The organism is Pseudomonas sp. MS646 (assembly GCF_036693845.1).
Classification (GTDB): Bacteria; Pseudomonadota; Gammaproteobacteria; order Pseudomonadales; family Pseudomonadaceae; genus Aquipseudomonas; species Aquipseudomonas chlororaphis_E.
This window is the reverse complement of record NZ_CP144763.1, coordinates 2,296,126-2,322,221: the sequence shown is the minus strand read 5'-3', so window position 1 is coordinate 2,322,221 and position 26,096 is coordinate 2,296,126. Positions and strand designations below refer to the sequence as shown.

22 protein-coding genes are annotated in these 26,096 nt (G+C 64.7%); 7 read left to right on the top strand and 15 right to left on the bottom strand.

Annotation, left to right across the window (positions count from 1 at the left end):
- Positions 1-55: 55 nt before the first annotated feature.
- The 3 genes from V3H56_RS10340 (at position 56) to V3H56_RS10330 (ending at position 4,504) form a co-directional block, all read left to right on the top strand.
- Positions 56-967 carry a LysR family transcriptional regulator gene (locus V3H56_RS10340; RefSeq protein WP_338474550.1) on the top strand — a complete coding sequence of 304 codons (912 nt, stop codon included), beginning with the start codon at positions 56-58 and terminating at the stop codon, positions 965-967.
- A 187-nt stretch (positions 968-1,154) separates the two neighbouring features.
- Positions 1,155-2,108, top strand: a complete 954-nt coding sequence (locus tag V3H56_RS10335) for an alpha/beta hydrolase (RefSeq protein WP_338474549.1) — start codon at positions 1,155-1,157, stop codon at positions 2,106-2,108.
- Between the two features lie 230 nt (positions 2,109-2,338).
- Positions 2,339-4,504, top strand: coding sequence for an ATP-binding protein (locus V3H56_RS10330; protein ID WP_047735655.1), 2,166 nt, complete (start codon positions 2,339-2,341; stop codon positions 4,502-4,504).
- Position 4,505: 1 nt separating this feature from the next.
- Here V3H56_RS10330 and V3H56_RS10325 read toward each other — a convergent pair whose 3' ends face one another.
- The 3 genes from V3H56_RS10325 to gabT form a co-directional block, all read right to left on the bottom strand.
- Complete coding sequence (locus V3H56_RS10325; protein WP_042730597.1) at positions 4,506-4,994, bottom strand: Lrp/AsnC family transcriptional regulator; 489 nt, start codon at positions 4,992-4,994, stop codon at positions 4,506-4,508.
- Positions 4,995-5,039: 45 nt separating this feature from the next.
- Positions 5,040-5,696 (bottom strand): 2-haloalkanoic acid dehalogenase, encoded by a 657-nt coding sequence (locus tag V3H56_RS10320; RefSeq protein WP_042730598.1) that lies wholly within the window; start codon positions 5,694-5,696, stop codon positions 5,040-5,042.
- A gap of 62 nt (positions 5,697-5,758) precedes the next feature.
- A complete protein-coding gene (gene gabT, locus V3H56_RS10315) occupies positions 5,759-7,051 on the bottom strand; it encodes a 4-aminobutyrate--2-oxoglutarate transaminase (protein ID WP_042730599.1) in 1,293 nt (430 codons plus the stop codon).
- 287 nt (positions 7,052-7,338) lie between these two features.
- On the opposite strand from gabT, the gene V3H56_RS10310 reads away from it, so the two are divergent.
- The 4 genes from V3H56_RS10310 (at position 7,339) to V3H56_RS10295 (ending at position 11,375) form a co-directional block, all read left to right on the top strand.
- Positions 7,339-8,265 carry a glyoxylate/hydroxypyruvate reductase A gene (locus V3H56_RS10310; RefSeq protein ID WP_338474548.1) on the top strand — a complete coding sequence of 309 codons (927 nt, stop codon included), beginning with the start codon at positions 7,339-7,341 and terminating at the stop codon, positions 8,263-8,265.
- A gap of 155 nt (positions 8,266-8,420) precedes the next feature.
- Positions 8,421-9,515, top strand: coding sequence for a DUF6161 domain-containing protein (locus V3H56_RS10305; protein ID WP_212803640.1), 1,095 nt, complete (start codon positions 8,421-8,423; stop codon positions 9,513-9,515).
- 253 nt (positions 9,516-9,768) lie between these two features.
- Positions 9,769-10,626, top strand: a complete 858-nt coding sequence (locus tag V3H56_RS10300; protein WP_123578795.1) for a GNAT family N-acetyltransferase — start codon at positions 9,769-9,771, stop codon at positions 10,624-10,626.
- 41 nt (positions 10,627-10,667) lie between these two features.
- Entirely contained in the window at positions 10,668-11,375 is a 708-nt protein-coding gene (locus V3H56_RS10295) for a cupin domain-containing protein (protein ID WP_338474547.1), read from the top strand.
- Between the two features lie 101 nt (positions 11,376-11,476).
- On the opposite strand, the gene V3H56_RS10290 is transcribed toward V3H56_RS10295, so the two are convergent.
- From V3H56_RS10290 to V3H56_RS10235, 12 genes are all read right to left on the bottom strand, one after another.
- Positions 11,477-12,565: a tartrate dehydrogenase gene (locus tag V3H56_RS10290; protein WP_338474546.1), complete on the bottom strand. Its 1,089-nt coding sequence runs from the start codon at positions 12,563-12,565 to the stop codon at positions 11,477-11,479.
- Positions 12,566-12,605: 40 nt separating this feature from the next.
- On the bottom strand, positions 12,606-14,063 hold the full coding sequence (locus V3H56_RS10285) for an NAD-dependent succinate-semialdehyde dehydrogenase (protein ID WP_047735658.1): 1,458 nt from the start codon (positions 14,061-14,063) through the stop codon (positions 12,606-12,608).
- Positions 14,064-14,387: 324 nt separating this feature from the next.
- Positions 14,388-15,545 (bottom strand): acetylornithine deacetylase, encoded by a 1,158-nt coding sequence (gene argE / locus V3H56_RS10280; RefSeq protein ID WP_042732804.1) that lies wholly within the window; start codon positions 15,543-15,545, stop codon positions 14,388-14,390.
- Entirely contained in the window at positions 15,542-16,696 is a 1,155-nt protein-coding gene (locus V3H56_RS10275) for an FAD-binding oxidoreductase (protein ID WP_338474545.1), read from the bottom strand. Before V3H56_RS10275 ends, argE begins: the two co-directional genes overlap by 4 nt.
- Positions 16,693-18,084 carry an FAD/NAD(P)-binding oxidoreductase gene (locus V3H56_RS10270; RefSeq protein WP_338474544.1) on the bottom strand — a complete coding sequence of 464 codons (1,392 nt, stop codon included), beginning with the start codon at positions 18,082-18,084 and terminating at the stop codon, positions 16,693-16,695. The genes V3H56_RS10275 and V3H56_RS10270 overlap by 4 nt, the downstream gene beginning before the upstream one ends.
- On the bottom strand, positions 18,066-18,374 hold the full coding sequence (locus V3H56_RS10265) for a (2Fe-2S)-binding protein (protein WP_042729084.1): 309 nt from the start codon (positions 18,372-18,374) through the stop codon (positions 18,066-18,068). Before V3H56_RS10265 ends, V3H56_RS10270 begins: the two co-directional genes overlap by 19 nt.
- Positions 18,371-20,215: an ABC transporter ATP-binding protein gene (locus V3H56_RS10260; RefSeq protein ID WP_338474543.1), complete on the bottom strand. Its 1,845-nt coding sequence runs from the start codon at positions 20,213-20,215 to the stop codon at positions 18,371-18,373. Before V3H56_RS10260 ends, V3H56_RS10265 begins: the two co-directional genes overlap by 4 nt.
- Before the next feature lies 1 nt (position 20,216).
- On the bottom strand, positions 20,217-21,092 hold the full coding sequence (locus V3H56_RS10255; protein WP_042729086.1) for an ABC transporter permease: 876 nt from the start codon (positions 21,090-21,092) through the stop codon (positions 20,217-20,219).
- Positions 21,089-22,045: an ABC transporter permease gene (locus tag V3H56_RS10250; RefSeq protein ID WP_042729087.1), complete on the bottom strand. Its 957-nt coding sequence runs from the start codon at positions 22,043-22,045 to the stop codon at positions 21,089-21,091. The genes V3H56_RS10255 and V3H56_RS10250 overlap by 4 nt, the downstream gene beginning before the upstream one ends.
- Before the next feature lie 45 nt (positions 22,046-22,090).
- Entirely contained in the window at positions 22,091-23,734 is a 1,644-nt protein-coding gene (locus tag V3H56_RS10245; RefSeq protein WP_123578790.1) for an ABC transporter substrate-binding protein, read from the bottom strand.
- A gap of 85 nt (positions 23,735-23,819) precedes the next feature.
- Positions 23,820-25,094, bottom strand: a complete 1,275-nt coding sequence (locus V3H56_RS10240; RefSeq protein ID WP_338474542.1) for an FAD-binding oxidoreductase — start codon at positions 25,092-25,094, stop codon at positions 23,820-23,822.
- 35 nt (positions 25,095-25,129) lie between these two features.
- The gene (locus tag V3H56_RS10235) at positions 25,130-25,798 is read right to left on the bottom strand and encodes a haloacid dehalogenase type II (protein ID WP_042729090.1); all 669 of its coding nucleotides are present in this window, start codon (positions 25,796-25,798) and stop codon (positions 25,130-25,132) included.
- Positions 25,799-26,096 lie beyond the last annotated feature (298 nt).

Sequence of the window (26,096 nt, the reverse complement as noted above, 5' to 3'; positions counted from 1 at the left end):
TTTGATTTGATGCCCGTACAGCCACCTGCCTGAAGGCGCTGATCGGGAGATCATGATGAACTACACGGATTTCGACGCGGCACTGCTGCTGACGCTCAAGGCGCTGCTGGAGGAACGCAACGTCACCCGGGCCGCCGCCCGCTTGGGCATCAGCCAGCCGGCCCTGTCGGCGCGACTGGCACGCTTGCGAGACATCCTCGCCGACCCGCTGTTCGTGCCGGCGGCAAACGGCCGAGGCGTCGTGCCCACGCCCCGGGCGCAAGCGCTGGAGCAAGAATTGCGGCAGGTACTCGAAGGCCTCAGGCGCCTGGCCAGTGAACCCGATGCATTCGATCCGGCCACAACGACCCGCACCTTCGTCATCGCGTTATTCGAAACGCCGGCAGCGCTCCTCGCACCGGCGCTTTGCGCCGGCCTGGCCCGAGAGGCCAAGCACGCCAGGCTGGCTTTCGTTCAGCCTGCGCACGATGTGTTCGAACGCCTGGAGCAAGGGCAGATCGACCTGCTGATCACCGTGCCGCAGGCCCTGCGTGACGATGTCATGCAGCGCGCCCTCTGGGAGGATGGTTTCCTGACCGCCCAGCGCAAAGGCCATCCACGGGGAACCGGCCCGCTCGATCTCGACGTTTTTTGCGCCCTCGACCACGTGCTCGTCTCTTCCGAAGGCGGACGCTTCGCAGGTGTGGTCGACGATGCACTGGTGGAGCTGAACCGCGTGCGCAACGTGGCGTTTTCCATTCAAAGCTATGCCCTCGCGCCCTCGTTGATTGCGGCAACGGATGCGGTGTGCACCCTGCCCGCGCGTTTCCTTGCCCAGTACCGCGACCGCCTGGACCTGTTCGAGCCCCCCATCGAACTGGCGACCCTGCGCCTGTCGCTGGCCTGGCATCCGCGCAACAACAAGGATGCCGGGCACCAATGGCTGCGCCGCCAAGTTTACCTGGCGGCGCAGGTGGAGCCTGCCTAGCGAGTCTCAGCGCCTCTTTCCCATCAGGTTCGCCCCCACCCAGCGGAGCGAAGCCCAGCTATCGGTCAAGCGCATAGTTGCTATCAATACCCGCACCGTTCTCGACATCGGCGTCCCTCTCTAATCTGCACACCAAGCGATCGACAACGGTCGCAACCAGACAGACCAACCCCTTAGGAGAGAGACCATGAACACACTGAACCGCACCCTGGCCGTCGCCACCTTGGCACTGGCCTCCCTCGGCGCCGAAGCCGCCACCCCGTCCCAGGCCACCGCCCCGGTGTCCGCGGTCGGCAGCGTGATCCAGTCCGCCAGCTACATCACCACAAAAGATGGCGTGCAGCTGTACTACAAGGACTGGGGCCCGCGTGATGGCCAGGTCGTGACGTTCAGCCACGGCTGGCCGCTGGACTCCGACAGCTGGGAAGCGCAGATGATGTTCCTCGCCTCCAAGGGCTACCGCGTGATTGCCCACGACCGTCGCGGCCACGGTCGCTCCAGCCAGCCTTGGGAAGGCAACGACATGGATCACTACGCCGATGACCTGGCAGCCGTGATCGAAGCTTTGGACCTGAAGGACGTGACCCTGGTCGGTTTCTCCACGGGCGGTGGTGAAGTGGCGCGCTACATTGGTCGCCACGGCACCGGACGCGTGAAGAAAGCCGTGTTGGTGTCCTCCGTGCCGCCGTTGATGCTCAAGACCGACACCAACCCCGGCGGCCTGCCCATCGAGGTATTCGACGGCCTGCGCAAGGCGTCCCTGGAGAACCGCTCGCAGCTGTACCTGGACATCGCCTCGGGGCCGTTCTATGGCTACAACCGCAAGGGCGCCAAACCGTCCCAAGGCCTGATCCAGTCGTTCTGGGCGCAAGGCATGCTGGGCGGCAGCAAGAACACCTACGATTCGATCGCGGCGTTCTCGGCCACCGATTTCCGCGCCGACCTGAAGAAGTTCGACGTGCCGACCCTGGTGATCCACGGTGACGACGACCAGATCGTCCCCATCGACGCCTCGGGCAAAGCCTCGGCCGCACTGATCAAGGGCGCCCGCCTGATTGTCTACGCCGGGGCCCCCCATGGCCTGACCGAGACTCACAAGGATCGCCTGAACCAGGACCTGTTGAAGTTTCTTCAGCAATAACGCTGCGCAAGCCGCTCGCTCCCCCAGGGATAGCCCGCAACCAGGCAGTCCATGGGGGAGCGAGCTTGCTCGCGAAGGCGGTGGATCAAGCCATGTTGCAGTGCCTGACCTACCGCCTTCGCGAGCAAGCTCACTCCCACAGGTGAAGTGAACAGGCACGGTCATCGATTCGTGTGAACCTAGCCCGCGCCCGGCCCTCGGATATGGAAGACGGAGCAAGGGTGACCCACATGGCAATGGAAGATACGTTACTGCGCCAACGCAAGGTGCTGGCCGAACTCGGTGAGCTGGCGCTGGTGTCGGACGACCTGGAGCACATCCTCGACGAGGCGTGCCGTCTGGTGGGCGATGCACTCGAAACCCACATGGCGAAATTCATGCTGCTGGAAGAGGACGGGCTCACGCTGACCGTGCGCAACGGAGTCGGTTGGGCCCCGGGCGTGGTGGGCCAGGTCCGGGTGCAGGCGCTGGACGGCACCCCCGAACGCCACTCGCTGGACACCGGCAGTGCGGTGATTTCCACGGACATCGCCACCGAAACCCGTTTTCGCTATCACGACTTCCAGATCCAGAACGGCGTCCAGGCTTTCGTCAACGTGCTGGTCCATGGCGCCACCGAAGCGCGACCGTTCGGGATCTTCGAGGTCGACTGTCGCCATCCACGACAGTTTACCCAGAGCGATATCGATTTTTTGCGCGGCTACGCCAACCTGATCGGGGCGGCCTTGAAGCGCTCCGTGACCTTGCACGCCATGCGCCTGACCGAGGCAAAGCTGCGCGAGAGTGAAAGGCACTACCGGATCGCGGCCGAGCTCAACCCACTCTGGCCCTGGACGGCCACCAGCGATGGCGCGCTGCTGTCGCTGGATCCGCGCTGGTACGACTACACCGCCCGGACCCCGGAGCAGACGCTGGGGCGCCAATGGTTGAACGCCGCGCACCCCGACGACAAGCTCACCATCGCCCGGGCGTGGAACCAGTCCCTGGCGAGCCTGCAACCCTTCGACGCGCAGATTCGCCTGCGCCGGCACACCGGCGAATACCGCTGGTTCAGGGTCCGGGCGTTGTGCAGCCTCGACGCTGCCGGGCACTGCGAACAATGGTATGGCACCGTCGAAGACATCAACGAGCGGGTGCAGCTGGAAGCCGCATTGCGAGACTGGAACGACCAGCTCGAAGCACGCATCGCCCAGCGTACCGGGCAATTGGAGGCCGAACAGCACGAGCGCGCCCTGGCCGAGTCGAAGCTGCGGCAAAGCCAGAAAATGGAAGCGGTCGGCCAGCTCACCGGCGGCATCGCCCACGACTTCAACAACCTGCTGGCAGGCATCACGGGCAGCCTGGAGCTGATGCAGCGGCGCATCGACAACCAGCAGTACGCCGAGCTGTCGCGCTACAACGCCGTTGCCTTGACCTCGGCGACCCGGGCCGCCGCCCTCACCCAGCGGCTGCTGGCCTTTTCCCGGCAGCAATCGCTGCAACCGGCCGTCCTCGAACCGCGCAAGGTGGTGGCCGGCCTGGAAGAAATGATCCGCCGCTCCGTGGGGCCGAACATCGTTGTGGAGTGTTCGTTCCGCAACAACGACCCGATCAAGTGCGACCCGAACGAACTGGAGAATGCCCTGCTCAACCTGGCGATCAACGCCCGGGACGCCATGCCCGAAGGCGGTGTCCTCAAGCTCGACGTCCACCGCTACGTGATCGAGGAAAACGGCGCCGACGCAAAACTGTTGCCGCCGGGGCCGTATGTAGCGATCGCGGTCTCGGACTCGGGAACGGGCATCAGTGCCGACATCCTGTCCCGGGTGTTCGACCCTTTCTTCACGACCAAGCGCCTGGGCGAGGGATCGGGGCTGGGCCTGTCGATGATCTACGGATTTGCCCAGCAGTCCGCAGGGCACGTCAGGATCCAGAGCAATGTCGGCGAAGGTACGACGGTGACGATGTATTTCCCGGTGGCGCGCCGCGCCTCCCAACGCACGAAAACCGCCGCGCCCGACAGCGTGGCGCCGGTGCAACCCGGCGGCAACGAAACGATCCTTCTGGTGGACGACGAAGCGGCCATCCGGCAGATGGTCTCGGAGTACCTGGCGGAAACCGGTTATCGCGTCGTCGAGGCTCTGGACAGTGTCTCGGCCTTGCAGCAAGCCGAAAAAGCCGGGGCCATCGACCTGTTGCTGACCGACATCGGCCTGCCCGGCGCCATGAACGGCATCGGTCTCGCCGACGAATTGCGCAAGCGCGACCCGGGGCTGAAGGTGCTGTTCATCACCGGCTTCGCCGAGGGGGAAAGCCTGGTCAGCGCCAATGCGACGACCTGGATCATGACCAAGCCCTTCAGCCTGACCGACCTGGGGCGCCGGGTGCGCTCGCTGATCCAGTCGGCCAAGCGCTGACTCAATGGCGCAGCAGCTTGCGCAGCGGAATCTCGTCCTTGCGCACCGGAGACTTGATGACGATGTAGCTGAAGTACTTGGAGATGCCGATGTTGCGGTCCAACAGACTTTCCATCACGTCCTGGTAATCCTGGATGCTGCGGGTCATGAAGCGCACCAGGTAGTCGTAGCCGCCGCTGATCAGGTGGCATTCGAGCACTTCATCCACCAGGCGAATATTGGATTCGAACTTGGCGAAATCCTCGCGCTTGTGGTCGCTCAGGGTGACCTCGGTGAAGACCGTCACCGAATCGGTGATCTTGGCCAGGTTCAGATGGGCCTTGTAGCTGGAAATATAGCCCAGCGATTCCAGCCGCTTGACCCGTTGCAGACAGGGACTTGCCGACAGGCCAACGGCATCGGCCAGGCTGACGTTGGTCATGCGACCGTCTTTTTGAAGCTCTACCAAAATGCTGATGTCGATCCGGTCCAGTTTCGCTAAACCTTCCATCGCATACCTCTTGCCTGCCGTTTGTAAGACAATCTTCTAACAAAATCAGCGTCGTAAAGACAGCTGATGCTGAGCCACCAGGTCAGCCATGCTGTCGATGCAGTAGTCCGCGCTGCACGGCCGGGACGCTTTGTCGGGGTCGCGACAGATCAGGCAGGCCGCCCCGACGGCCAATGCACGGGCGCCCGGGCGGGTCACCCGCAGGACAGCCTCGGCGTCGAGGGCATTGGCCTGCAACCAGGCGTGATCCTGCAAGGGATCGCTGGCCAGGGAAATGAAATCTTCCGGCTCGATGCCCAGCCGCTCGCACAACACACCGCGATCTTCGGCATCCCGGTCTCCCTGCACCAGCAGGCGATAGAATTTGCGCAGGTAGAGCATCGCACCCGGCCCATCCTCGAACAACGACCAACTGGCGGCCGAGCGGGCGAAACTCATGCCCTCCTCCCAACTGACCTTGAGCCTCCAGCGTTCGGCCAGTTGACGGTGGGCAAAGCACAGCAGGCCACTGAAGCCCAGCTCGCCGAAACGCGGGTACAAGGCTTGCAACACCTCGTCGAACTCGGCCAACACCCGGGCCTTGTCCTGCGGCTCGCCACGCTGCTCCAACAGCGGCTGCAACGCCGTCCAGACACCGGAATCGCGGTCCACCAGAACCTCGTCGCAGTCGATCAACAACGCTCGATATTCAGTCAGCCTCATGGGTAAACCTCTGATGAGTCCCTAATGCCGTTCTTCCAAGGAATTGCGCCGAGTGTGGCGATTCAATTCATGACCCGCGCCAACGCGCCCTCGAGAATCTGCAGCGCTTCGTCGACCTGCGCCTCGTCGGTCACCAGCGGCGCCAGGAAGCGCAAGACGTTGCGGTAGACCCCGCACTTGATCACCAGCAGCCCGCCCAGCCGGGCCTCGTCGATCAGCCGCTGGTTCAACTCGGCATCCGGCGTGCGGGCTTCGTCGTCCTGGATCAGCTCGATCGCCAGCATGAAACCGCTGCCGCGCACGTCGCCGATACGCGGGTAGCGGGCCTGCAAGCGCAACAAGCCCTGGCGCAGGCGCTCGCCCAGGGCTTCGCCACGGGCCAGCAGATGCTCCTGCTCGTAGGCGTCGATCACCGCCAGCGCCGCCGCGCACGACAGCGCGTTGCCGCCATAAGTGCCACCCAACCCGCCCGGCAGCGGCGCATCCATGATCTGCGCCTTGCCGACCACGCCCGACAAGGGCAAGCCTCCGGCCAGGCTCTTGGCGACGGTGACCAGGTCCGGCTGGATCCCGGCGTGCTGGTAACCGAACCATTTACCGGTGCGACCGAACCCGGTCTGGATCTCGTCGAGGATCAGCACGATACCGTGCTTCTCGGTCAGCGCCCGCAGCGCCTGGAGGAACTCGGCGGGGGCCGCGAGGAAACCGCCGTCGCCCTGCACCGGCTCGATGATGATGGCGGCGACGCGCTCGGGCGCCACTTGGGTCGCCAGCAATTCGTCCAGGGCCTGGAGCGCCATCTCGCTGGTAACGCCGCGATAGGCATTCGGATAAGGCGTGTGGAAGACCTCCGGGGCGAACGGTCCGAAGTTCTGTTTATACGGCTGGCTCATGCCGGTCAACGTGGTGCCGAGCAAGGTCCGGCCGTGGAACCCGCCGCGAAAGGCGATCACCGCCGAGCGTTGGGTGTGGGCCCGGGCGATCTTCACGGCGTTTTCCACCGCTTCGGCGCCGGAGGTGAAGAACGCCGCCTTATAGGCCTGCTCGCCGCCGATCATCCGGCACAGCCGCTGGGCCAGGTCCAGGTAAGGCGTGTAGGCCACGACCTGGAAGCAGGCATGGGACACCTTCTGCAACTGGGCCTGCACCGCCGCGACGACCTTGGGGTGGTTGTGGCCGATGTTCAACACACCGATACCGCCGACGAAGTCCAGGTAACGCTTGCCGTCCACGTCCCACAGTTGCGCACCCTGGGCCCGGTCGATCACCAAGGGGTGAGCGGTGACCAGGCCACGGGGCACGAATTGATCACGTTGACGGAGCAGACTTGGGGTTTCTTCGACTTTACTGTTCATTGGCATTTCCCATCGTGAGCCTCGCACCCGGGAAGCGGCTGCGGTGTGATCACAGGTTAAGCGTTCGACACGATTGTCTAAGCCGAACTTGGTCACTGAGAAATTCGGATCGACTGTTTACACGTCGGCAAACAGCAGAATCCTCCAAGGCGCCCCAGGCCCATCGAATCTGCCGCCCCGAGGGCCCTGCAACGCAGCGCCGGGTTTTATCGCCGCTCCTTTCGACAGATCCTGCTCCGCCGTTGAGGCATGCTTGAGGCTCCTTGATTTCAGGCGAGAAGCGATCCATGGCCCTGCTCTACAAAGCTGACCCGGTACGCGGTGAACACTGGCAACGGCTGTTCGCCGAACACGCGCCGGACATCCAATGGCGTGCCTGGCCAGACATCGGCGATCCTCGGGAAATCCGCTACCTCGCGGCCTGGCAGGCACCGGACGACATCCAGACACTGCTGCCGAACCTGCAAGTGCTGTTCGCCCTGTCGGCGGGGGTCGATCAGCTCGACCTCGACCGCTTGCCGGCCACGCTGCCGGTGGTGCGCCTGCTCGACCCGGGCATCACCCAGGGCATGTGCGAATACGCCAGCTTCGCCGTGCTCGGCCTGCACCGCGACATGCTGCGCTACCGCCAGCAACAGGCCCAGGGGAACTGGCAGGCGCACCGGCTGGTGCCCGCGCAACAACGCCGGGTCGGGGTCATGGGCCTGGGCTTGCAGGCGCGGCAGATACTCGCCACCTTGCAGGCCTTCGGCTTCGCCTTGTCGGGTTGGGCGCGTAGCGAACATCGCATTGACGGAGTGACCTGCTTTTCCGGCGCCGACCAACTGCCGGCCTTTCTCGGCCAGTGCGACATCGTCGTGTGCGTGCTGCCGCTGACCGAGCAGACCCGTGGGATCCTCGACCGCTCGTTGTTCCAGCACCTGCCAAAGGGGGCCGCGCTGGTCAACATGGGCCGCGGAGGGCACCTGGTCGAAGCGGACCTGCTCCAAGCCCTGGCGAGCGGCCAATTGAGCGCTGCCGTGCTCGACGTCCTGGAACAGGAGCCGGCCCCGCCGGACCATCCGTTCTGGACTCATCCGCAGATCCTGCTGACGCCCCACATCGCCGCCATGACGCAACCCGACAGCGCCTTTGCGGGGTTGCTGGAAAACATTCGTCGGCATCAACGGGGCGAACCGATGCTGGGATGCGTGGACCGAGCGCGCAGTTACTGACCGCGACGGGCGCAAGACCAGGCCGACAAGAGGCGTGCAGCCGTGGCAAGGCGCTTATCCCGCCGGGCTGCGCTGTTGCCCCACAGCACGCCAACTACCTTTGGCCTCCACCGAAGTGATAGCATTTAGCCTTCAACTTCTGATGGACCGCCTGCATGAATGAAGCTGCAAGGACGCTGATCACCTTGAACGGCGAACGCTATGTGTTCGAAAGCATCGCCGCCAAATGCGAGTTCATGAAAAACGAACTGAGCTTCTGGAAAGCGCAACATGAAGCGCTCCAGGTCAAAAATATGTCTGCGAAGCACCAAGCCTTCGAAAACCTGGCCAACAGCCTGGCCGTCCTCCGATACGAGATCGAGGTCAATGAGAACGACTTTATCTACGATGACCAGCCCGAAGAGAGACTCTGGGATGTCTGGCTCTACAGCGAGTCCCCCGCAACGCGCAAATGGCTGGAGTTGCACGCACAACAACCGAAGGTGGCGGAAGGCTTCTATGACGGGATCTTCCTTGGAAAAAGCGAGCACCTGGATTCATTCGATCACCTGACGGGCTACCTGGCGGCTTATGAGTTCAAGCTGCCCCTGGAAAGCGCCTTCGCTGGCCGTGCCGCTGCGCAAACCTTGGCCCTGCGCGACGTCCATTCCAAGTTCTTCAAAGCCAAAGCCAGGCTCACCCGCAAAGCTGAAAAAGAGCTGAGTACGTTTTCCGACTGGCACAAGACCGAAGAGGCGGCCTGGACCCAGCGCCTCAACACGTTGGAAGCCACCTACCGGGAAAAGCTGCGTCTGGAGGGACCGGCCACCTACTGGGCGAAGAAAGCCAGCGAGCACCAGACCCGCGGCTACATCTGGACCGGCGTGCTCGGCGTCATCCTGTTCGTCTCTGTCATCTGGCTATGGACGTCTTTCAACATCTGGTTGAGTGGCGCGCGGACTCCGGTGGGGCTCAGTCAGATTGAAGGCGCGCTGATTTTCGTCTCGCTCCTGTCGACGCTGGCCTTTACCGTCAGGACGCTCTCCAAGCTGATCTTCAGCGCGTTTCACCTGCAACGGGATGCCGAGGAACGAGAACAGCTCACGCACCTGTACCTGTCCTTGAACAACGACACGCAAGTGGACGAAGAGTCGCGAAAGATCATCCTGCAGTCGCTGTTCAGTCGCTCGGAAACCGGGCTCATCTCCAACGAGTCCGGCCCGACCATGCCCGGGCTGACCGACCTGTTGTCGACCTTGAAAAAAGGCTGATCGCCCGCCCAAAGGCCCGTCGCGTGACAGGCGATACACTACAAGCCTTGCGCCGGGCCACTGAAAAACGGCCCGGTATTTACTGCTGGCCAAGCCGCGCATTTGAGCAAGAAATGTGGCGGCAAAAGCCGCGGCTTACCTAACCTGCCGAATCAATTGCTGGCGCTTGTCAGGGCCCGTTGCAGGTGAGATACAAGCACCAGCAGCGGTTGAATCCGCCCCCATCAAGCACCTTTTCCAGCGGTGACTCGCCATGTCCAATGCGCAACGCCCCACCTATTCCTACCGTTCCATGACGGCCGCCGATGTCCCTTCGGCGCACGCATTGTCGGTGCAGTTGAAATGGCCTCATCGGCTGGAAGACTGGGCCATGTTGCAGCGTGTCGCCCACGGGTTCGTCGTGGAAGACCAAGGCCGCGTGATCGGTTCGGCCTTCACCTGCCCTCAGGGCGGCCATGCCACCATCGGCCTGGTGATTGTCAGCGACGAGTACCAGGGCCAGGGAATCGGGCGCAAGTTGATGGAACTGGCCATCGAGGCCTGCGGCACGCGGACGGCCATCCTCAATGCCACGCTGGCCGGCGCGCCGTTGTATGCCAGCCAGGGTTTCGTCGACTTCGGGCATGTCCAGCAGCATCAAGGGCAGGCGCGGGTGCCGGCCCTGCAAGCATTGGCCGCCGGTGAGCATTGCCGGGCGTTGACCAGCGCCGACAACGCCCGCCTGATCCAACTGGCCAACGCCGGCAGCGGGCTGGATCGGGAAGCCCTGCTGACGGACCTGTTCGAGGTCGTCGAGCATTCGGTGGGCATCGAACGCGACGGCCAGTTGTGCGCCTTCGCCCTGTTGCGCCCCTTTGGCCGTGGCCGCTGCATTGGCCCGGTGGTGGCGCAAACCGCCGAGCAGGCCCGGCACTTGATCACTCAATTGCTGGCCCGGGTGCCGGACGCCTTCGTGCGCATCGACATTCCCGTCCACACGGGCCTGGCGCCCTGGCTGGAAGACGCCGGGCTCAAGCAGGTCGACAGCGTCGCCCAGATGGCCCGGGGCACGCCGCCACAGCCCAGCGGCGGCGTGCAGCAGTTCGCGCTGGCGACCCAGGCCGTCGGCTGAGCATTTACCGTTCCGAACAACATTCCAAGAGAGTCATCGCCATGCTCGAACCCACCGCCATGCTGCTGGCCCACGCCGACGGCCGCCTCCCCTCGACCCCGTTCACCGAAGGCACCCTGGGGCCCAACGATCCGTTCGACAGGCTCATTGCCTACCATGGCGCGGATGGCATGGCGGCCGGGGTGGTCCGGGCGAGCGGACGATTGACCGTCGAGGATTACCCGTTCAGTGAAACGATCGTGGTGCACGCCGGCGACGTCACCCTGCGTAGCCCGGCGCTAACGCTGCAGCTCAAACCAGGGGACAGCGCGGTGATCGGCCGCGGTACGTCACTGGAGGTCGAGGCACACCCTCAGTCGCTCTGGGCCTTCTGCGCCGATGCGCAGGCGATCGATACGCGGATGCCCGGGCTCACGGCACTGCCCGCCCACACCCTGCTCTCGCCTTCGGCGGCGCCCGATGCGCAGATCCTGCTCAGTGCCGCGCCGCAATGTCGCTCGCACAATCTGTTCGTCGAGGAGGCCACCGACCTGCGCGTCGGCCTCTGGGATTCGACGCCCTACACCCGCGGCTCACGACCGCACAAGCTGCATGAACTGATGCACCTGCTCGAAGGCAGCGTCACCCTCCAGGCCGCCGATGGCCGCGAACTGCTGGTCGGCACGGGCGATACAGTGTTCGTGCCGCTGAATGCGCCGTGTGCCTGGAAGAGCCTGGTCTATGTGCGCAAGGTGTATGTCGTCAGGTAGGACAGGTTGAATCCCCCCGCCCCACCCACAGGGTTTACCTGCGCAGTCCCATAAAAAAGCCCGCAGTGTGCGCGGGCAAAGGTGCTGCGAGTGGATGGCGTTCAATCGGCCCGGAGCGCCTCGGTAATCGCCCTGCCGACGTCCTGGGTCGAGCCCTGGCCGCCCAGGTCGGGGGTGATCGGGCCTTCGGCGATCACCTGCTCGATGGCCTTGAGAATGCCGTCGTGGGCGGCGCGGTAACGTTCATCGCCGTTGCCGAGGAAGTCGAGCATCAATGCCCCGGACCAGATCATCGCGATCGGGTTGGCGATGTTCTGCCCATAGATGTCCGGCGCCGAACCATGCACCGGCTCGAACAGTGACGGAAAGCGCCGCTGCGGATCGAGGTTGGCCGAGGGCGCGATGCCGATGGTGCCGGCACAGGCCGGACCCAGGTCGGAGAGGATGTCGCCGAACAGGTTGGACGCCACCACCACGTCGAACCGATCCGGTTGCAGGACGAAACGCGCGCACAGGATATCGATGTGCTGCTTGTCCCATTGCACCTGCGGGTACTGCTCGGCCATCAGCGCCGTGCGCTCATCCCAGTAGGGCATGCTGATGGAGATGCCGTTGGACTTGGTCGCCGCCGTCAGGCGCTTGCGCGGCCGGGCCTGGGCCAGGTCGAAGGCGAACTTGAGGATGCGATCGACACCGCGCCGGGTGAACACCGACTCCTGGAGTACGAACTCGTGCTCGGTGCCTTCGAACATCTTGCCGCCGACGGAAGAATATTCGCCCTCGGTGTTCTCGCGGATCACCACGAAGTCGATGTCCCCCGCTTCGCGTCCGGCCAGGGGGCACGGCACGCCGGGGAACAGGCGCACCGGGCGGATGTTCACGTACTGGTCGAAGTCGCGGCGGAACTTGAGCAGCGAGCCCCACAGCGACACATGGTCCGGGACCTTGTCCGCCCAGCCCACGGCGCCGAAGTAGATCGCGTCGAAGCCCTTGAGACGCTCGAACCAGTCGGCGGGCATCATCTGCCCGTGCTCCAGGTAGTAGTCGCAGTGGGCCCAGTCGAGCACTTCGATGCTCAGCGCCAACTGCCATGTTTTTGCGGCCTGCTCCAGTACCCGCAATCCTTGCGGCAGGACTTCCTTGCCAATGCCATCGCCGGCAATGGCGGCGATTCGAAAGGGTCTATTCATCTATCGTGGCTCCACGGTGTTGGTTCGAACGGTGACCGGCTCACAGCCCACCGATGTGGAAGGCTTTGACTTCCAGGTATTCATCCAGGCCGTACTTGCTGCCTTCGCGTCCCAGGCCGGATTGCTTGACCCCGCCGAACGGCGCGACCTCCATGGAAATGATCCCGGTATTGAGGCCGACCATGCCGAACTCCAGCGCTTCCCCGACCCGCCATGAGCGGCGCAGGTCCTGGGTGAAGTAGTACGCCCCCAGGCCATAGGGGGTGGCATTGGCCAGGGCCAGGGCTTCTTGCTCGGTGCTAAAGCGCATCAGCGGCGCCACCGGGCCGAAGGTTTCTTCGCTGGCCAACAACATGCCGGCGTGGGCCTCCCCCAGCACCGTCGGCTGGACAAACTGGCTGTCGCCGTCAGGCACGCCCCCACACAGCAGCCGAGCGCCCTGGCTCAGGGCATCGTCGATATGTCGGGCCACCTTGTCGACCGCGGCCGGATTGATCAGCGGGCCGATCGTCACGTCAGCCTCCAGGCCACTGCCAACCTTGAGCTTGCCCACCTCTTCCACCAGCCGCGCGGCGAAACGCTCGTAGATGCCGTCCTGCACCAGGATGCGGTTGGCGCACACGCAGGTCTGGCCGGCATTGCGAAACTTGCTGAGCATGATGCCGGCCACGGCTTGCTCCAGATCGGCGTCGTCGAACACGATGAACGGGGCATTGCCGCCCAGTTCCAGGCTCAGGCGCTTGATGTGCTCGGCGCTCTGGCGCATCAGCAAACGGCCGACGGCGGTTGAGCCGGTGAAGGAAATCTTGCGCACGACCGGGTTGCTGGTCAGCGCTTCGCCGATGGCCGTGGGCAGGCCGGTGACGACGTTGAACACCCCGGCCGGAATCCCCACCCGCTCGGCCAGCAGCGCCAGCGCCAGCGCCGACAACGGGGTCAGGTCCGACGGCTTGACGATCACCGGGCAGCCCGCCGCCAGGGCCGGCGCACATTTGCGGGTGATCATCGCGTTGGGGAAGTTCCACGGCGTGATGGCCGCGCAGACGCCCACCGGCTGCTTGAGCGTGAGCAGGCGCCGGTCGCCGCTGGGCGTCGGGATGGTCTCGCCGTACACCCGGCGGGCTTCCTCGGCAAACCATTTGACGAAACTGGCGCCGTAGCGAATTTCACCTTTGGCTTCGTTCAGCGGCTTGCCCTGTTCACAGGTCATGATCAGCGCCAGGTCGTCGAGGTTGTCGATCATGGCCTGGTACCAGCGCTCCAGCAGCGCCGCGCGCTCGGCGGCCGGGCGCGCACGCCAGGCTGGCCAGGCACGCTCGGCGGCCTCGATGGCGCGGTGGGTTTCGCCGCCCTGCATCGCCGGCACCCGCGCGAGGCACTGGCCGCTGGACGGGTCCAGCACGTCGAGGGTGGCCGCGTCATCAGCGGCGGCCCATTGACCATCGATGTAGGCGAGTTCTACCAGCAGGCTGGGGTCTTTCAGGCGATTCTTGAGCATGGTCGTGTCCTGTTCCGAGGTCATTCCAGTCTAGGGAGATGCCACGGGGCAGGATGCTGAAAGGGTATTTTGGCGCAGTGTTGGATGCTGAAAATCGCGATGGGACGGCAGGCTCTACCGACCGCCGGAATCAACCTGATCCTGATGATTCCCCTTGTTGGAGAATCCCGAGTGGGGGCAAGCTCGCACAGTTGTTTTTGGGGTGGCTGCGATAATTGCGGCAAGCAGAAACCCCGTGGGAGCGGGCTTATCCGCGAAGGCGTCAGGTCAGCTACCTAGGCAGCGGCTGACACACCATTTTCGCGAGCAAGCTCCCACAGAAATCTAGCGCTTGAGCGATCCCAGCAGCCCATCCAGGAATCGCTCGCCCGCTTCCATCTGGCTGATCTCGATGAACTCATCGGGCTTGTGCGCCTGTTCGATCGAGCCCGGGCCGCAGACCACCACCGGCACGTCCAGGCGTTGCTTGAACAGGCCGCCCTCGGTGCCGAAGGAGACCTTGGCGGTGCCGGTGTCCGGGGCAGCGAAGGCCTTGAGGAAACGCACCGCCTCGACGCTCGGGTGAGTGTCCAGGCCCGGGTAGACGTTCACGGTTTCGATCTCGATGGCCGCCACGCTGGACAACTGCCTGGCCTCCCTGACGATCAATTCGGCGTGTTCGCGCAACTGCTCCAGGAACCCGTCGAGGTCATCGGCCGGCAGGTTGCGCACCTCGAAATCCAGGGTGCACAGGTTCGGCACGATGTTCAGCGCCTTGCCACCGACAATCTGCCCCACATGCACGGTGCTGTAGGGCACGTCGTAATCCGCATCCTGCGCTCCATGCGCCTGCAACCGCTGCTGGCTCTGGCGCAAGGCGGCGATGAAGTCGCAGGCCAGGTGGATCGCATTCACCGAGCGCGGCGCCAGCGACGAATGCGCCTCCAGGCCACGGCAGTAGGTGCGGTAGGAACCCTTGCCCTTATGGCCGAGCACGAACTGCATGTTGGTCGGCTCGCCGATCACACACAGGAACGGTCGCACCGGCGCCAGGTGCAGCACATCGAGCAAGCGTCGCACCCCCACGCAACCGATTTCCTCGTCGTGGGACAACGCCAGCTGCAACGGCCGGCTCAACGGATGCTCGGCCGCATCGAGCATGGCGTCGATGGCCAGGGCGATGAAGCCCTTCATGTCGCAGCTGCCACGGCCGTAGATCCGGCCGTCCCGCAGCGTCGCCTGGAACGCCGGGACCGTCCAGGCCTGCCCGGCCGCCGGCACCACGTCGGTGTGCCCGGACAACAGGATCCCCGGCAACTCCCGTGGCCCGGTGCTGGCGAACAGGTTGGCTTTCTTGCCGCTTTCATCCTCGACGATCAGTGAATCGATGCCCTTGCTCAGCAACAGGTCGCGCACATATTCGATCAAGGCGAGGTTCGACTGCGAGGAGACCGTTTCAAAGGCCAGCAGGCGTTCGAGGATGGCCAGTACCCGAGGTTTCATGAGGCCTTGCTCCGTTGCTCGGCGGATGAGGCGAACCGGCGAATGGAAAACGGCTCGATGGAAGTGCTGGTGCTGCCGGTGCTGATCAGTTCGGCCATGACGTCGCCGACGCCCGGGCCGAGCTGGAAGCCGTGGCCGCTGAAGCCGAAAGCATAGAACAGACCGTCGACATTGCCGCTGCGACCCATCACCGGCAAAGCATCCGACAGGTAGCCTTCGATACCGCTCCACACCCGGATGATGTTGAGGTTGTCGATGCCCGGCACCAGGCGCCGCATCTGCTCCAGTTGGTTGAGGATGCTGCGCGGCTCGACGTAGGCCCGGCGGTTGAGCATGTCCGGCTTGCTGCGATATCCCCCGCCAATGATGATGTTGCCCCGCGGGATCTGGCGGAAGTAGATCACCTCTTCGGGGATTTTGGTGTACACGCCGATCACCGTCGGCAAGGCATACGGCACCGGTTCGGTGACGGCCATCTGCGGGCCGTTGGTTTCCAGGGGAACCGGTTCGCCGAATTGCGCCGAGAGCTTCTCGCCCCAGGCACCGGCGGTGATCAGCAACTGCGCGGCGCTGAACTGGCGGCCATCGGTGGTGGTCACGCCAAACCCGTCGCCACTCTTGTGCACTTCGGCCACCTCGGTGCGCTCTTCGATCCGCGCCCCGAGCCGCCGGGCCGCCCGCGCAAACGCAGGTGCCGCCAGGCGGGGGTTGGCATGCCCGTCGTGCGGCGCATAGGAGCCGCCCTTGACATCCTTGCCCAGGAACGGGAAGCGCTCGTGCAGCTCGGCGCCCCGGTAGATCTGCAAATCCAGCTGCGCCGCTTCAGGCGCCGCCGCGTAGGCTTGGAGCTCGGCAATTTCATCCTCGCGATAACACACGCGCATGTGACCGCTGGCGATGAATTCCAGGTCATCGTCGATCAACTCCGGCAGGCGCTTCCACAAGGCCCACGAACGGTTCGCCAGTTCCAACTGCCCGAGAAAACGCCCCTGGCGTCGCACATTGCCGAAGTTCACACCGCTGGCGTACTGACCGACCTGGTCACGCTCCAGCAGGATCACCGACTGCCCCCGCTGCCGCAGGAAAAACGCCGTGGCCGAGCCCATCAGGCCGCCGCCGACAATCACCACATCGGCTCGTTGCACCGTCATGGGGTTACCTCCCGGGTCAGCATCGAAAGCGGTTTCACCGGTGCCTGGCCACGTTGGCGCCCCACCTCCTGCACCGGGATGCCAGCGGCGGCGGCGATCACTTCGGCCCCGGCCTGGGAACAGTAACGACCCTGGCAGCGGCCCATGCCGACCCGGCTGAACGCCTTGGCCCGGTTCACTTCGCAGGCGCCCTTCTCGCTGACGGTGCGGCGCAACTCGCCGGCGCTGATCATTTCGCAGCGACAGACGATGGCCTCGTCCGGCAAGGCCCCGGCTTGTTCGGCAGGCCAGGGGAATGCCTCGGCCAGGCCCAGGCGAAACGCATCCATGACCTTGAGCGCACGCTGCTGATCGGCCAGGTGTGTCGCCTCCACCGGCTGTTGCAGGTCACGGAGCAGCGCCATGGCGACCAGGCGACCGGCATGTTCGGCGGCATCGGCACCGCGGACCTTCGCCCCATCGCCGGCCGCGTAGACGCCACTGACCGAGGTCCGGCCCTCGGCGTCCGTGTCCAGCCACCATTGACTGCTCGCCTCGTCAAAGCGCAGGCGGCAGCCCGCCAGGTCGGCCAGTTGAGTCTCCGACCGCAGGTGGTAACCCAGCGCCAGCGCGTCGCATGCCACGGTCAACGTCTCGCCATTCGCGCGGCGCACCCGCACGCCGCTGACGCCACGGCTGGCCTCGCCGAGCACGCCGAGGGGAGAAATGCCCAGGTGCACCGGGATCTTCGCCCGATACAGTTGCGCCAGCAGTTTCAGCCCGGTGAACAGTAATCCCGGGCGTGCCATGAGCTTGGGCAAGGCCTTGAGCCGATGGCCCAGGGGCGAGGTGTCCAGCACAGCGGCCACCGAGGCCCCGGCTTTCACATACTGGCTGGCGACCAGGTACAGCAACGGCCCGCTGCCCATGAACACCACGCGATGGCCGATGGAAACGGCCTGGGCCTTGAGCGCGATCTGCGCCCCGCCGAGGCTGTAGGTGCCGCCCAGTTGCCAGCCTTCGACCGGCATCAAGCGGTCGGTGGCACCGGTGCAAAGAATCAGGGCGTCGTACTCCACCGTCGAATGCACGCCCTGGCTGACGCAACACAGCTGGCCCGGCGTCAGGTTCCAGACCAGGGTGTCCGGGCGATAGTCGATCTGCGGGCGCAGACGATCGAAGCTGTCGTGCAAGGCCCTGGCCTTGTCCGCCTCGGTGCCGTACAGCGTCGCGTAGCTGCGAGTGAAGCCTTCGGGCTGGCGGCGATAGATCTGCCCGCCGTCGCGACGATTTTCGTCGATCAGGATCGGCCTGAAGCCCGCCGCCACCAGGGTCTCGGCGCACCGCACGCCAGCCGGGCCCGCGCCGACGATGGCAATTCGATGAGTGTTCATCCGCGCAGTGGCCATATCGCCTCCGGTTGCCGGGTGATGATGTCCAGTCCTTCGCGCACTTCATTGGAACAAGCGCGCAGGCGCTCGCCGCCGCGGGTCCAGACCCAGCAATCCTGGCAGGCCCCCATCAGGCAGAAGCCGGCGCGACTGCCGGGGTCGAACTCCGACTGGCGCAGCGCCGGGCCATGGGTCAACAGCGCGACCATCAGCGTGTCGCCCTGCAACGCCTCGATGGGTTCGCCATCGACCTTCAATCGGACAACGGGCCGGCCCTGTTCGGCCAACCTCACAAAACGCGCGTTCATGCGTAGGCTCCCACGATCATGCTGTTTGAATCCTGTTGGGTCTTGAGCAGCTCGCCGCTGTCGTGATGACAGAGCACTTCGCTGCCGCCGTCGATGATTCGTCGCGGTGGCGCGGTGCGATTGCACACGCCATCGACCCGCACCGGGCAACGTTCGAGAAAGGTGCACAACCCCGGCACATCGGCCCTCGGCCCCAGGGCGGGCAGCGAGCCGCAAGTCGTGGCGCCGCAGCTTTCCAGCCAGCCCTGGCGCATTTCTGGCACCGAATGGATCAACAGGTCGGTGTAGGGATGGAACGGCGCCTGGGCGAAGGCTTGCCGCGCACCGGCCTGGACCTTGTAGCCGCTGTACATCACCACGATGTCGTCGCACAGCGCCCGCACCGTGGAGATGTCATGGCTGATGAACAGGTAGGAAACCCCCAATTGCTGGCGCAGGTCGCGCAGCAGTTCGAGGATCGCCGCGCCGACCACGGTGTCGAGGGCCGAGGTCACTTCATCGCACAGGATCAGGTCCGGCTTGGCCGCCAGCGCCCGGGCCAGGTTGACGCGCTGTTTCTGCCCGCCGGAAAGCTCGCCGGGGCGGCGTTCGGCCAAGTCCCGCGGCAGGCGTACCAGGTCCAGCAGCTCACCGATACGCTCACGCAGGGCCGCGCCCTTGAGGCCGAAATACATCTTCAGCGGCCGGCCCAGGATGGTGCTGATGCTGTGCATCGGATTGAGCGCGGTGTCGGCGTTCTGGAACACCATCTGGATCCGTCGGAACTGCTCATCGGTGCGCTCGGACAGGCTGCCACCCAAGGGGTGCCCGTCGAACGCCAGCCCGCCGACCGCCGGGGTCAGCAACCCCGCCACCACCCGCGCCAGGGTCGACTTGCCCGAACCCGACTCACCGATCACACCGATGGCCTGGCCCCGGCGCACCGTCAGGTCGATGTCCTCCAGGACGCGGATCGTCGGCATGCCGCGCGCATCCTTGTTGCCGTAGCCGGCGGTCAAGCCCTGGATGGTCAGCAGCGGCGTGTCTTGCGCCACGCCGCACGGCGGGCGCAGGGTCATGTCCGGTCGCGCCGCCGCCAACAGGCTGCGGGTGTAGGCGTGGGCCGGGCCCTTGAGCAACGGCGCGGTGGCGCTCTGCTCGAAGATCTGCCCGCCGTTGAGCACCACGATCTGGTCGGCCATCTGGGCCACGACGGCCAGGTCGTGGGACACGTAGACCGCCGTGGCGCCGCGCTCGCGCACCACGCGTTTGAAGGCACGCAACACATCGATCTGGGTGGTCACGTCCAGGGCAGTGGTCGGCTCGTCGAGCACCACCAGCAGCGGGTCGCTGATCAGCGCCATGGCCGCCATGACCCGCTGCAATTGTCCGCCGGACACTTGATGAGGATAGCGGCGGCCGATGCGTTCGGGGTTCGGCAACGCCAGGTCGCGAAACAACTCCATGGCCTTGGCTTCCAGCGTGGCCCGACTGCCCAGGCCATGGATCAGTGCCCCTTCCACCACTTGGTCGATCAGCCTTTTGGCCGGGTTGAACGCCGCCGCGGCGCTTTGGGCGATGTACGAGACTCGGTTGCCACGCAAGCCCTGCAACTCGCTCTCGCTCAATGCGAGCATGTCGTGCTCGCCGATCTGCACCACCCCACCCGCCAGGCGACAACCGCGCCGGGCGTAGCCGAGCAGCGCCAGGGCGATGGTGGTCTTGCCGGAGCCGGACTCGCCGATCAGGGCCAGCACCTCGCCTTTTTCCAGGGCGAAGCTCACGCCCTTGACGATCTCCACGTCACCGCGCTCGCCACTGGCGACCACCCGCAGGTTGTCGACTCGGATCAATTCGCTCATATCAATGGCCTCCCGAACGTCGATTGCGCCGTGACGACAGGCGATCGATAAACAGATTGACGCCAATGGTCAGGGTGCCGATGGCCAATGCCGGAATCACGATGGCCGGTGCGCCCTGGTTGAGGCCACCGATGTTCTCGCGCACCAGCGATCCCAGGTCGGCGTCCGGCGGTTGCACACCGAGGCCGAGGAAGCTCATGCCGCTGAGCAGCAGGACGATGAAGCCAAAGCGCAACCCCAGGTCAGCCAGCACCGGGTTGAGCATGTTCGGCAGGATTTCCACACAGGCGACGTACAGCCGCCGCTCGCCCCGGGTGCGGGCCACTTGCACGTACTCCAGCGCCTCGATATTCACCGCCATGCTGCGGGCGATGCGAAACGCGCCCGGCGTGTAGCTCAGCACCGCCGTGCACACCAGCAGCGTCACCGACGAACCGAAGGCCGAGACCATGATCAGCGCCAGCATCTTGCTCGGGATCGAAATGAAGGCGTCCATCAGCCGACTGATCAGTTCATCCAGCCACTTGGGCGAGACCACTGACAGCAGCGCGCAACTGGTGCCGAGCCCACTGGCCAGGACCGCCGCCACCAGCGCCAGGCCCACCGTGAGGCGCGCGCCCACGAGAATGCGGCTGAGCATGTCGCGCCCCAGGTAATCGGTGCCCAGCGGGTAGGCCGCGCTGAAACTGTCGAAGATATTGTCGGAGACCACTTCGCCCACCGGGTGCGGTGCCAGCCAGGGGCCGAAGATCGCCACCAGCAGCCAGACCGCGCACATCACGGCGCCGATCAGCCCCAGCCAGGACGAACCGTGAGCGTCCTTGCCCAATGCCAGTGCGACCGCCGCCGTCGGGGATTTCACAATGGGATTGTTCATTGGTTTCTCAGCCTCGGATTGGAAAGGATCGCGCACAGATCGGCAATCAGCACCAACATCAGGTACGCCGTGCAGAACAGCATGGTGCAGGCCTGGACCAGCGCCATGTCACGGTTGGTCACGGCATCGACCATCAGGCTGGCGATGCCGGGGTAGTTGAAAATCGTCTCGACGATCACCACCCCGCCCAGCAGGTAGGAGAGGCTCAAGGCGATGGCGTTGGCGATCGGTCCAATCGCGTTGGGCAAGGCATGCCGCAGCACCACCCGCACCGCACTCACGCCCTTGAGGCGGGCCATTTCCACGTAGGGGCTGTCCAGTTGATCGATCACCGCTGCCCGGGTCATGCGCGCCATCTGCGCAACGATCACGCAGCACAGCGTCATCACCGGCAAGGCGTAGGTGCGCATGAACTGCCACGGCGAGGTGATTTCACTGGCGTAGGACAGTGCCGAAAGCCAACCCAGGTTCACCGCGAAAATCAGCACCGCCAGGGTCGCGACCAGGAACTCCGGCACCGCCACCATCATCAGGGTGAAGAAGCTCATGAAACCGTCGACGCGGCCACCACGCCACATCGCCGAGCCAATGCCCAGGATCAATGCCACGGGCACCGAGACCAGCGCCGTGGTGGCCGCCAGCATCAGCGTGTTGGGCACCCTGCCTGCCATCAGCTCGGTGACCGGCACGGCATTGGAGACCGACACGCCGAGGTCGCCACTGAGCAGGCTCGTCAACCAGTGCAGGTAGCGCAGCACGCCCGGCTGATCGAGGCCCATCTTCACCCGCAGCGCCGCGACCTGCTCCGGCGTGGCGAACTGTCCAAGGGCCTGTTGCGCCGCATCTCCCGGCAACACCGCCGTGATGGCGAACACCACCATCGAGACGATCAACAGCGTCACGATCGCGGCGCCTGCGCGCCGGCCGATCAGCCACAGTGTGCTGCTATTCATCACCCTGCCCTCCTGCCCGGTCACCCGGCCGATACCCGACGCTCATCAGGCGTCCAGCCAGACTTGCTCGGCGAACATGTAGCCCATGAAACCGCCCAGCGGGTTGGTGCCATAGCCCTTGACGCGCTGGTCGACGCCGTCGATGTTGCTGATGAACACCGGAATGCCGATGCCGCTGTGGTCGTGCACCAGGGTCTGCATGTCGGCGTACATCTTGCCGCGCTTGGCCTCGTCGGTTTCCCCCCGGGCCTGCACCAACAGTTGGTCGAACTGCGGGTTCTTCCAACCGGACTCGTTCCACGGCGCCGAGGACTGGAAGAACTGCGAAAACAGCATGTCGGCGTTGGGACGCGGGTTGATGTTGCCGAAACTCAGCGGGTGCTTGGCCCAGTGGTTGGACCAGTAGCCATCGCTCGGCAGGCGGTTGACGTTGAGCTTGAGCCCGGCTTCCTTGGCCGATTGCTGCAACAGCACGGCCACGTCCACCGAACCGGTGGCGGCCGGCGAGCACATCAACGGCATGCTGATGCTTTCCATGCCGGCCTTCTTGAGCAGGAACCTGGCCTTCTCCGGGTCGTAGACCCGCTGAGGCAGGTCGGCGTTGTAGAACCGTGCGCCGGGGGCGATGGGGTGGTCGTTGCCGACCCGGGCGAAGCCACGGAAGATCGCCGACTTGACCTGCTCGCGGTCCAGCAGCAGTTTCAGCGCCTCGGTGAACTCGGCGCTCTGGCCGGGCATCTGGTCCTGGCGAATGATCAGGTCGGTGTAGTTGCCCGACGGGGAATCCACCACACGATGGCCGCTGCTGTCCTTGATCCGCGTGGTCGAACGCGGGTTGACCTCGTTGATGATCTGCACGTCGCCCGACAGCAGCGCGTTGACCCGCGACGGCTCGTCGCCGATGCCGATGAATTCGATCTCGTCCAGGTACGGCAGGCCGGGTTTCCAGTAGCCGGTGTTGCGTACACCGATCGAACGCACCCCAGGCTTGAATTCCTTGACCTTGTACGGCCCGGTCCCGATGCCCTGGTTGAAGTCGCTGGTGCCCTCCGGGACGATCAGCAGGTGAGAAACGGCGAGGATCGACGGCAGTTCGGCATTCGGGCCGCTCAGGCGGATCTGCACCTCGTGGGTGCCGGTGGCCTTGACCTCGGCGAACTGCTCCGCCAGCGACATGACCTTGGAACCGGTGATCGGGTCTTTGTGGCGCATCAGCGAATACACCACATCGGCAGCGGTCAGCCCCTTGCCGTTGTGGAACGTCACTTCCTTGCGCAGGGTGACGACCCAGAGCGTGGCGTCGGTGGTGTCGATGCGTTCGGCCAGCTCCAGTTGCGGCACCATGTGGCTGTCGAAACGGGTCAGGCCGTTGTAGAACATGTAGTGACGTACGTAGTCGGTGGACGACGAGCCTTTGGCCGGGTCCAGGGTATCGGCGGTCGAGCTGGAGATGCCCGCGACGCGGATACGCCCGCCGGGCTTGCCTTTGCCGGGGTTGGCCTGTTCATCGGCGAACAACTTGCCAGCGGCGCCGAACAGGCTGCCGGCCCCCGCTGCCGCGACACCCGCCAGCCCCAGCATCTGCAAGGCGTGGCGACGCGACATGCCGCGGTTGAGCCCTTCGAAAACACGCAGACTTTCTGTGCCGGTAATCAACTGGCTGTCGATGCTGTTCTTATTGTCAGTCATGTCAGTTCTACCTTTCCAAGTGATAAGGGCTCGGTTGCGCACGGTTGACGCAACGTGAATGGAACGCCAAGCAACTTCATGAAACTCAGTGCAGGTAGTCCTGCAGCCGGTAGTACGCCCCCACCAACGGCAGGAACCAAGGCTTGCCGAAGTGGCCGGGGATGGCCGGCCAATCGAGTTCACGCCAAGGATTGGCCTCGGCCTTGCCGGCCATGACCTCGGCCATGACCTGGCCCATGTGCACCGACATCTGCACGCCATGGCCGCTGTAGCCCATGGAGTGGAACACCCCGCCATGCTGCCCGGCCCGGGGCAGGCGATCGGACGTCATGTCCACCAGGCCGCCCCAGCAATAATCGATCCGGGTGTTCGCCAGTTGCGGGAACATCCGCACCATCGCCGCTTGCAGCACCTTGCCGCTCTTGGCATCGGACACGCTGTCGGACATGGCAAACCGGGCGCGGCCGCCAAACAGCAGGCGATTGTCCGGCGTCAACCGGAAGTAATTGCCGATCATCCGGCTGGTGACATAGGAGCGCCGGGCCGGCAGCAGGCTGTCGATCAATGCGTCCGGCAACACCTCAGTAGCCACCACGAAGCTGCCCACCGGGACAATGCGCCGCCGATACCAACCCAAGCCGCCCTGCTGGCTGGCGCCGGTCGCCAACAAGACCTGCGAGGCGTGCAACGTGCCCTTGCTGGTGTTGACCTGATAGCCGCCGGCGCTGGCCTTCCAGTCCTTGACCGTGACGCCCTGGAAGATCAGCGCGCCGTGACGCGCCGCCGCCTCGGCCAGGCCGATCCCGAAGCGCCCGACGTGCATCTGCACGCCGTTGCGCTGCAACAGGCCGCCGTGGAACTGGCTGGAGTTGACCTCCGCCCGGGCCTCTTGCGCAGACAGCAATTGGACCTGGGCATCGACCTCCTTGCGAATCAGCTCGCAAGTGCGCGCCAACCCTTCGTAGTGCATCGGCTTGGCGGCCAGTTTGAGCTTGCCGTTGCGCTTGAGGTCGCAGGCAATCCTCTCCTGCTCCACCAGTGAAACGACGCTTTGCACCGCGCTTTCGTAGGCCTGGTAATAGGCACGCGCCTTATCGGCGCCAAGGCTGGCGGTGAGTGCGGCGTAGTCCTGGGCCACGCCGGTGCTGCAATGGCCGCCGTTGCGCCCCGACGCTTCGCCGATCACTCTGCCGGCCTCCAGCACTACCACGCTGGCGCCCTTCAAGGCCAAGGCGCGGGCCGCCGCCAGGCCGGTGAAGCCACCACCCACGATGGCGACGTCGACCTGCCCCGGCAACCCGCCGAGCTGGGCACCGGTGAACGCCGGTGCGGTATCGAGCCAATAGGACTCACTGCCCATGTCTAACCCCTTTGACCTTGAAGAATGCGTGCGCCTCAGAGCCCGACCAGGCCGGGCAAGCCACCGATATCGGCGATCTGGTGGTAGCCGTAGATGGCGTTGCCTGGTTGTTCATGGCCACGGGCGACGAAGGCTTTGTTCCTGATCTTCATGTCGTGGGCGGGCATCAGGTCGTAGCGGAAACTGGACGAGACGTGCAGCACGTCCTCCGGCCCGCAGCCTAAGTTGTCGAGCATGAATTCGAAGGCCGCCAGGCGCGGCTTGTAGGCCTGGGCCTGCTGGGCGGTGAAGACTTTATGAAAAGGCGCGCCGAGCTTGTCGACGTTGGACATGATCTGCTCGTCCATCGCGTTGGAGAAAATCACCAGGGGGATCTTGTCGGCGATCTTCGACAGGCCCGCCGGTACGTCGGCGTGCGGGCCCCAGGTGGGAACGGCATCGTAATAGAGCTGGCCTTCGCCCCGGTACTCGACGCCCCAACGCTTGCAGACCCGCATCAGGGAGGTCTTGATGATTTCATCATAGGGCCGCCAGTCACCCATCACCTGGTCCAGGCGATAGGCGGCGAAGTCCGTGACGAACTGGTCCATCTGCCCGGCGCTGACACGGTCGGCAAACAGCTCGCGGGTCATGGTGCCCATCTGGAAATTGGTCAACGTGCCGTAGCAGTCGAAGGTGATGTACTTGGGTCGAAGAAAGCTCATGAGTGCGGGTCCTGATGATGGTTGAGGGCCTGACGTGGCAAACATTGCTGCGGGTCGTGAGGCGTCGCGGCATCGCTGCATCACGTTTTCATTACAACACCATGAGACCGTGGAAAAACGGTTAAAAATACTGGCCGCTTGGTACAAACCACCGTTTTGCGGGGCTCCCTCAGCAGACTTTGCGGGATGCTCCAGGCGTGGGCGCTGCACCCGTGTTTCTGAGGCTTTGCGGGCAGTTATGGTGCGCAAACCGGCGCTGCAAAGGGTGCTTTACGGCAGAATCTACGCCTGGAATAGG

Coding starts and splice junctions, on each gene's coding strand:
- V3H56_RS10340 (WP_338474550.1), top strand. CDS start 56: ATGAACTACACGGATTTCGACGCGGCACTGCTGCTGACGCTCAAGGCG.
- V3H56_RS10335 (WP_338474549.1), top strand. CDS start 1,155: ATGAACACACTGAACCGCACCCTGGCCGTCGCCACCTTGGCACTGGCC.
- V3H56_RS10330 (WP_047735655.1), top strand. CDS start 2,339: ATGGCAATGGAAGATACGTTACTGCGCCAACGCAAGGTGCTGGCCGAA.
- V3H56_RS10325 (WP_042730597.1), bottom strand. CDS start 4,994: ATGGAAGGTTTAGCGAAACTGGACCGGATCGACATCAGCATTTTGGTA.
- V3H56_RS10320 (WP_042730598.1), bottom strand. CDS start 5,696: ATGAGGCTGACTGAATATCGAGCGTTGTTGATCGACTGCGACGAGGTT.
- gabT (WP_042730599.1), bottom strand. CDS start 7,051: ATGAACAGTAAAGTCGAAGAAACCCCAAGTCTGCTCCGTCAACGTGAT.
- V3H56_RS10310 (WP_338474548.1), top strand. CDS start 7,339: ATGGCCCTGCTCTACAAAGCTGACCCGGTACGCGGTGAACACTGGCAA.
- V3H56_RS10305 (WP_212803640.1), top strand. CDS start 8,421: ATGAATGAAGCTGCAAGGACGCTGATCACCTTGAACGGCGAACGCTAT.
- V3H56_RS10300 (WP_123578795.1), top strand. CDS start 9,769: ATGTCCAATGCGCAACGCCCCACCTATTCCTACCGTTCCATGACGGCC.
- V3H56_RS10295 (WP_338474547.1), top strand. CDS start 10,668: ATGCTCGAACCCACCGCCATGCTGCTGGCCCACGCCGACGGCCGCCTC.
- V3H56_RS10290 (WP_338474546.1), bottom strand. CDS start 12,565: ATGAATAGACCCTTTCGAATCGCCGCCATTGCCGGCGATGGCATTGGC.
- V3H56_RS10285 (WP_047735658.1), bottom strand. CDS start 14,063: ATGCTCAAGAATCGCCTGAAAGACCCCAGCCTGCTGGTAGAACTCGCC.
- argE (WP_042732804.1), bottom strand. CDS start 15,545: ATGAAACCTCGGGTACTGGCCATCCTCGAACGCCTGCTGGCCTTTGAA.
- V3H56_RS10275 (WP_338474545.1), bottom strand. CDS start 16,696: ATGACGGTGCAACGAGCCGATGTGGTGATTGTCGGCGGCGGCCTGATG.
- V3H56_RS10270 (WP_338474544.1), bottom strand. CDS start 18,084: ATGGCCACTGCGCGGATGAACACTCATCGAATTGCCATCGTCGGCGCG.
- V3H56_RS10265 (WP_042729084.1), bottom strand. CDS start 18,374: ATGAACGCGCGTTTTGTGAGGTTGGCCGAACAGGGCCGGCCCGTTGTC.
- V3H56_RS10260 (WP_338474543.1), bottom strand. CDS start 20,215: ATGAGCGAATTGATCCGAGTCGACAACCTGCGGGTGGTCGCCAGTGGC.
- V3H56_RS10255 (WP_042729086.1), bottom strand. CDS start 21,092: ATGAACAATCCCATTGTGAAATCCCCGACGGCGGCGGTCGCACTGGCA.
- V3H56_RS10250 (WP_042729087.1), bottom strand. CDS start 22,045: ATGAATAGCAGCACACTGTGGCTGATCGGCCGGCGCGCAGGCGCCGCG.
- V3H56_RS10245 (WP_123578790.1), bottom strand. CDS start 23,734: ATGACTGACAATAAGAACAGCATCGACAGCCAGTTGATTACCGGCACA.
- V3H56_RS10240 (WP_338474542.1), bottom strand. CDS start 25,094: ATGGGCAGTGAGTCCTATTGGCTCGATACCGCACCGGCGTTCACCGGT.
- V3H56_RS10235 (WP_042729090.1), bottom strand. CDS start 25,798: ATGAGCTTTCTTCGACCCAAGTACATCACCTTCGACTGCTACGGCACG.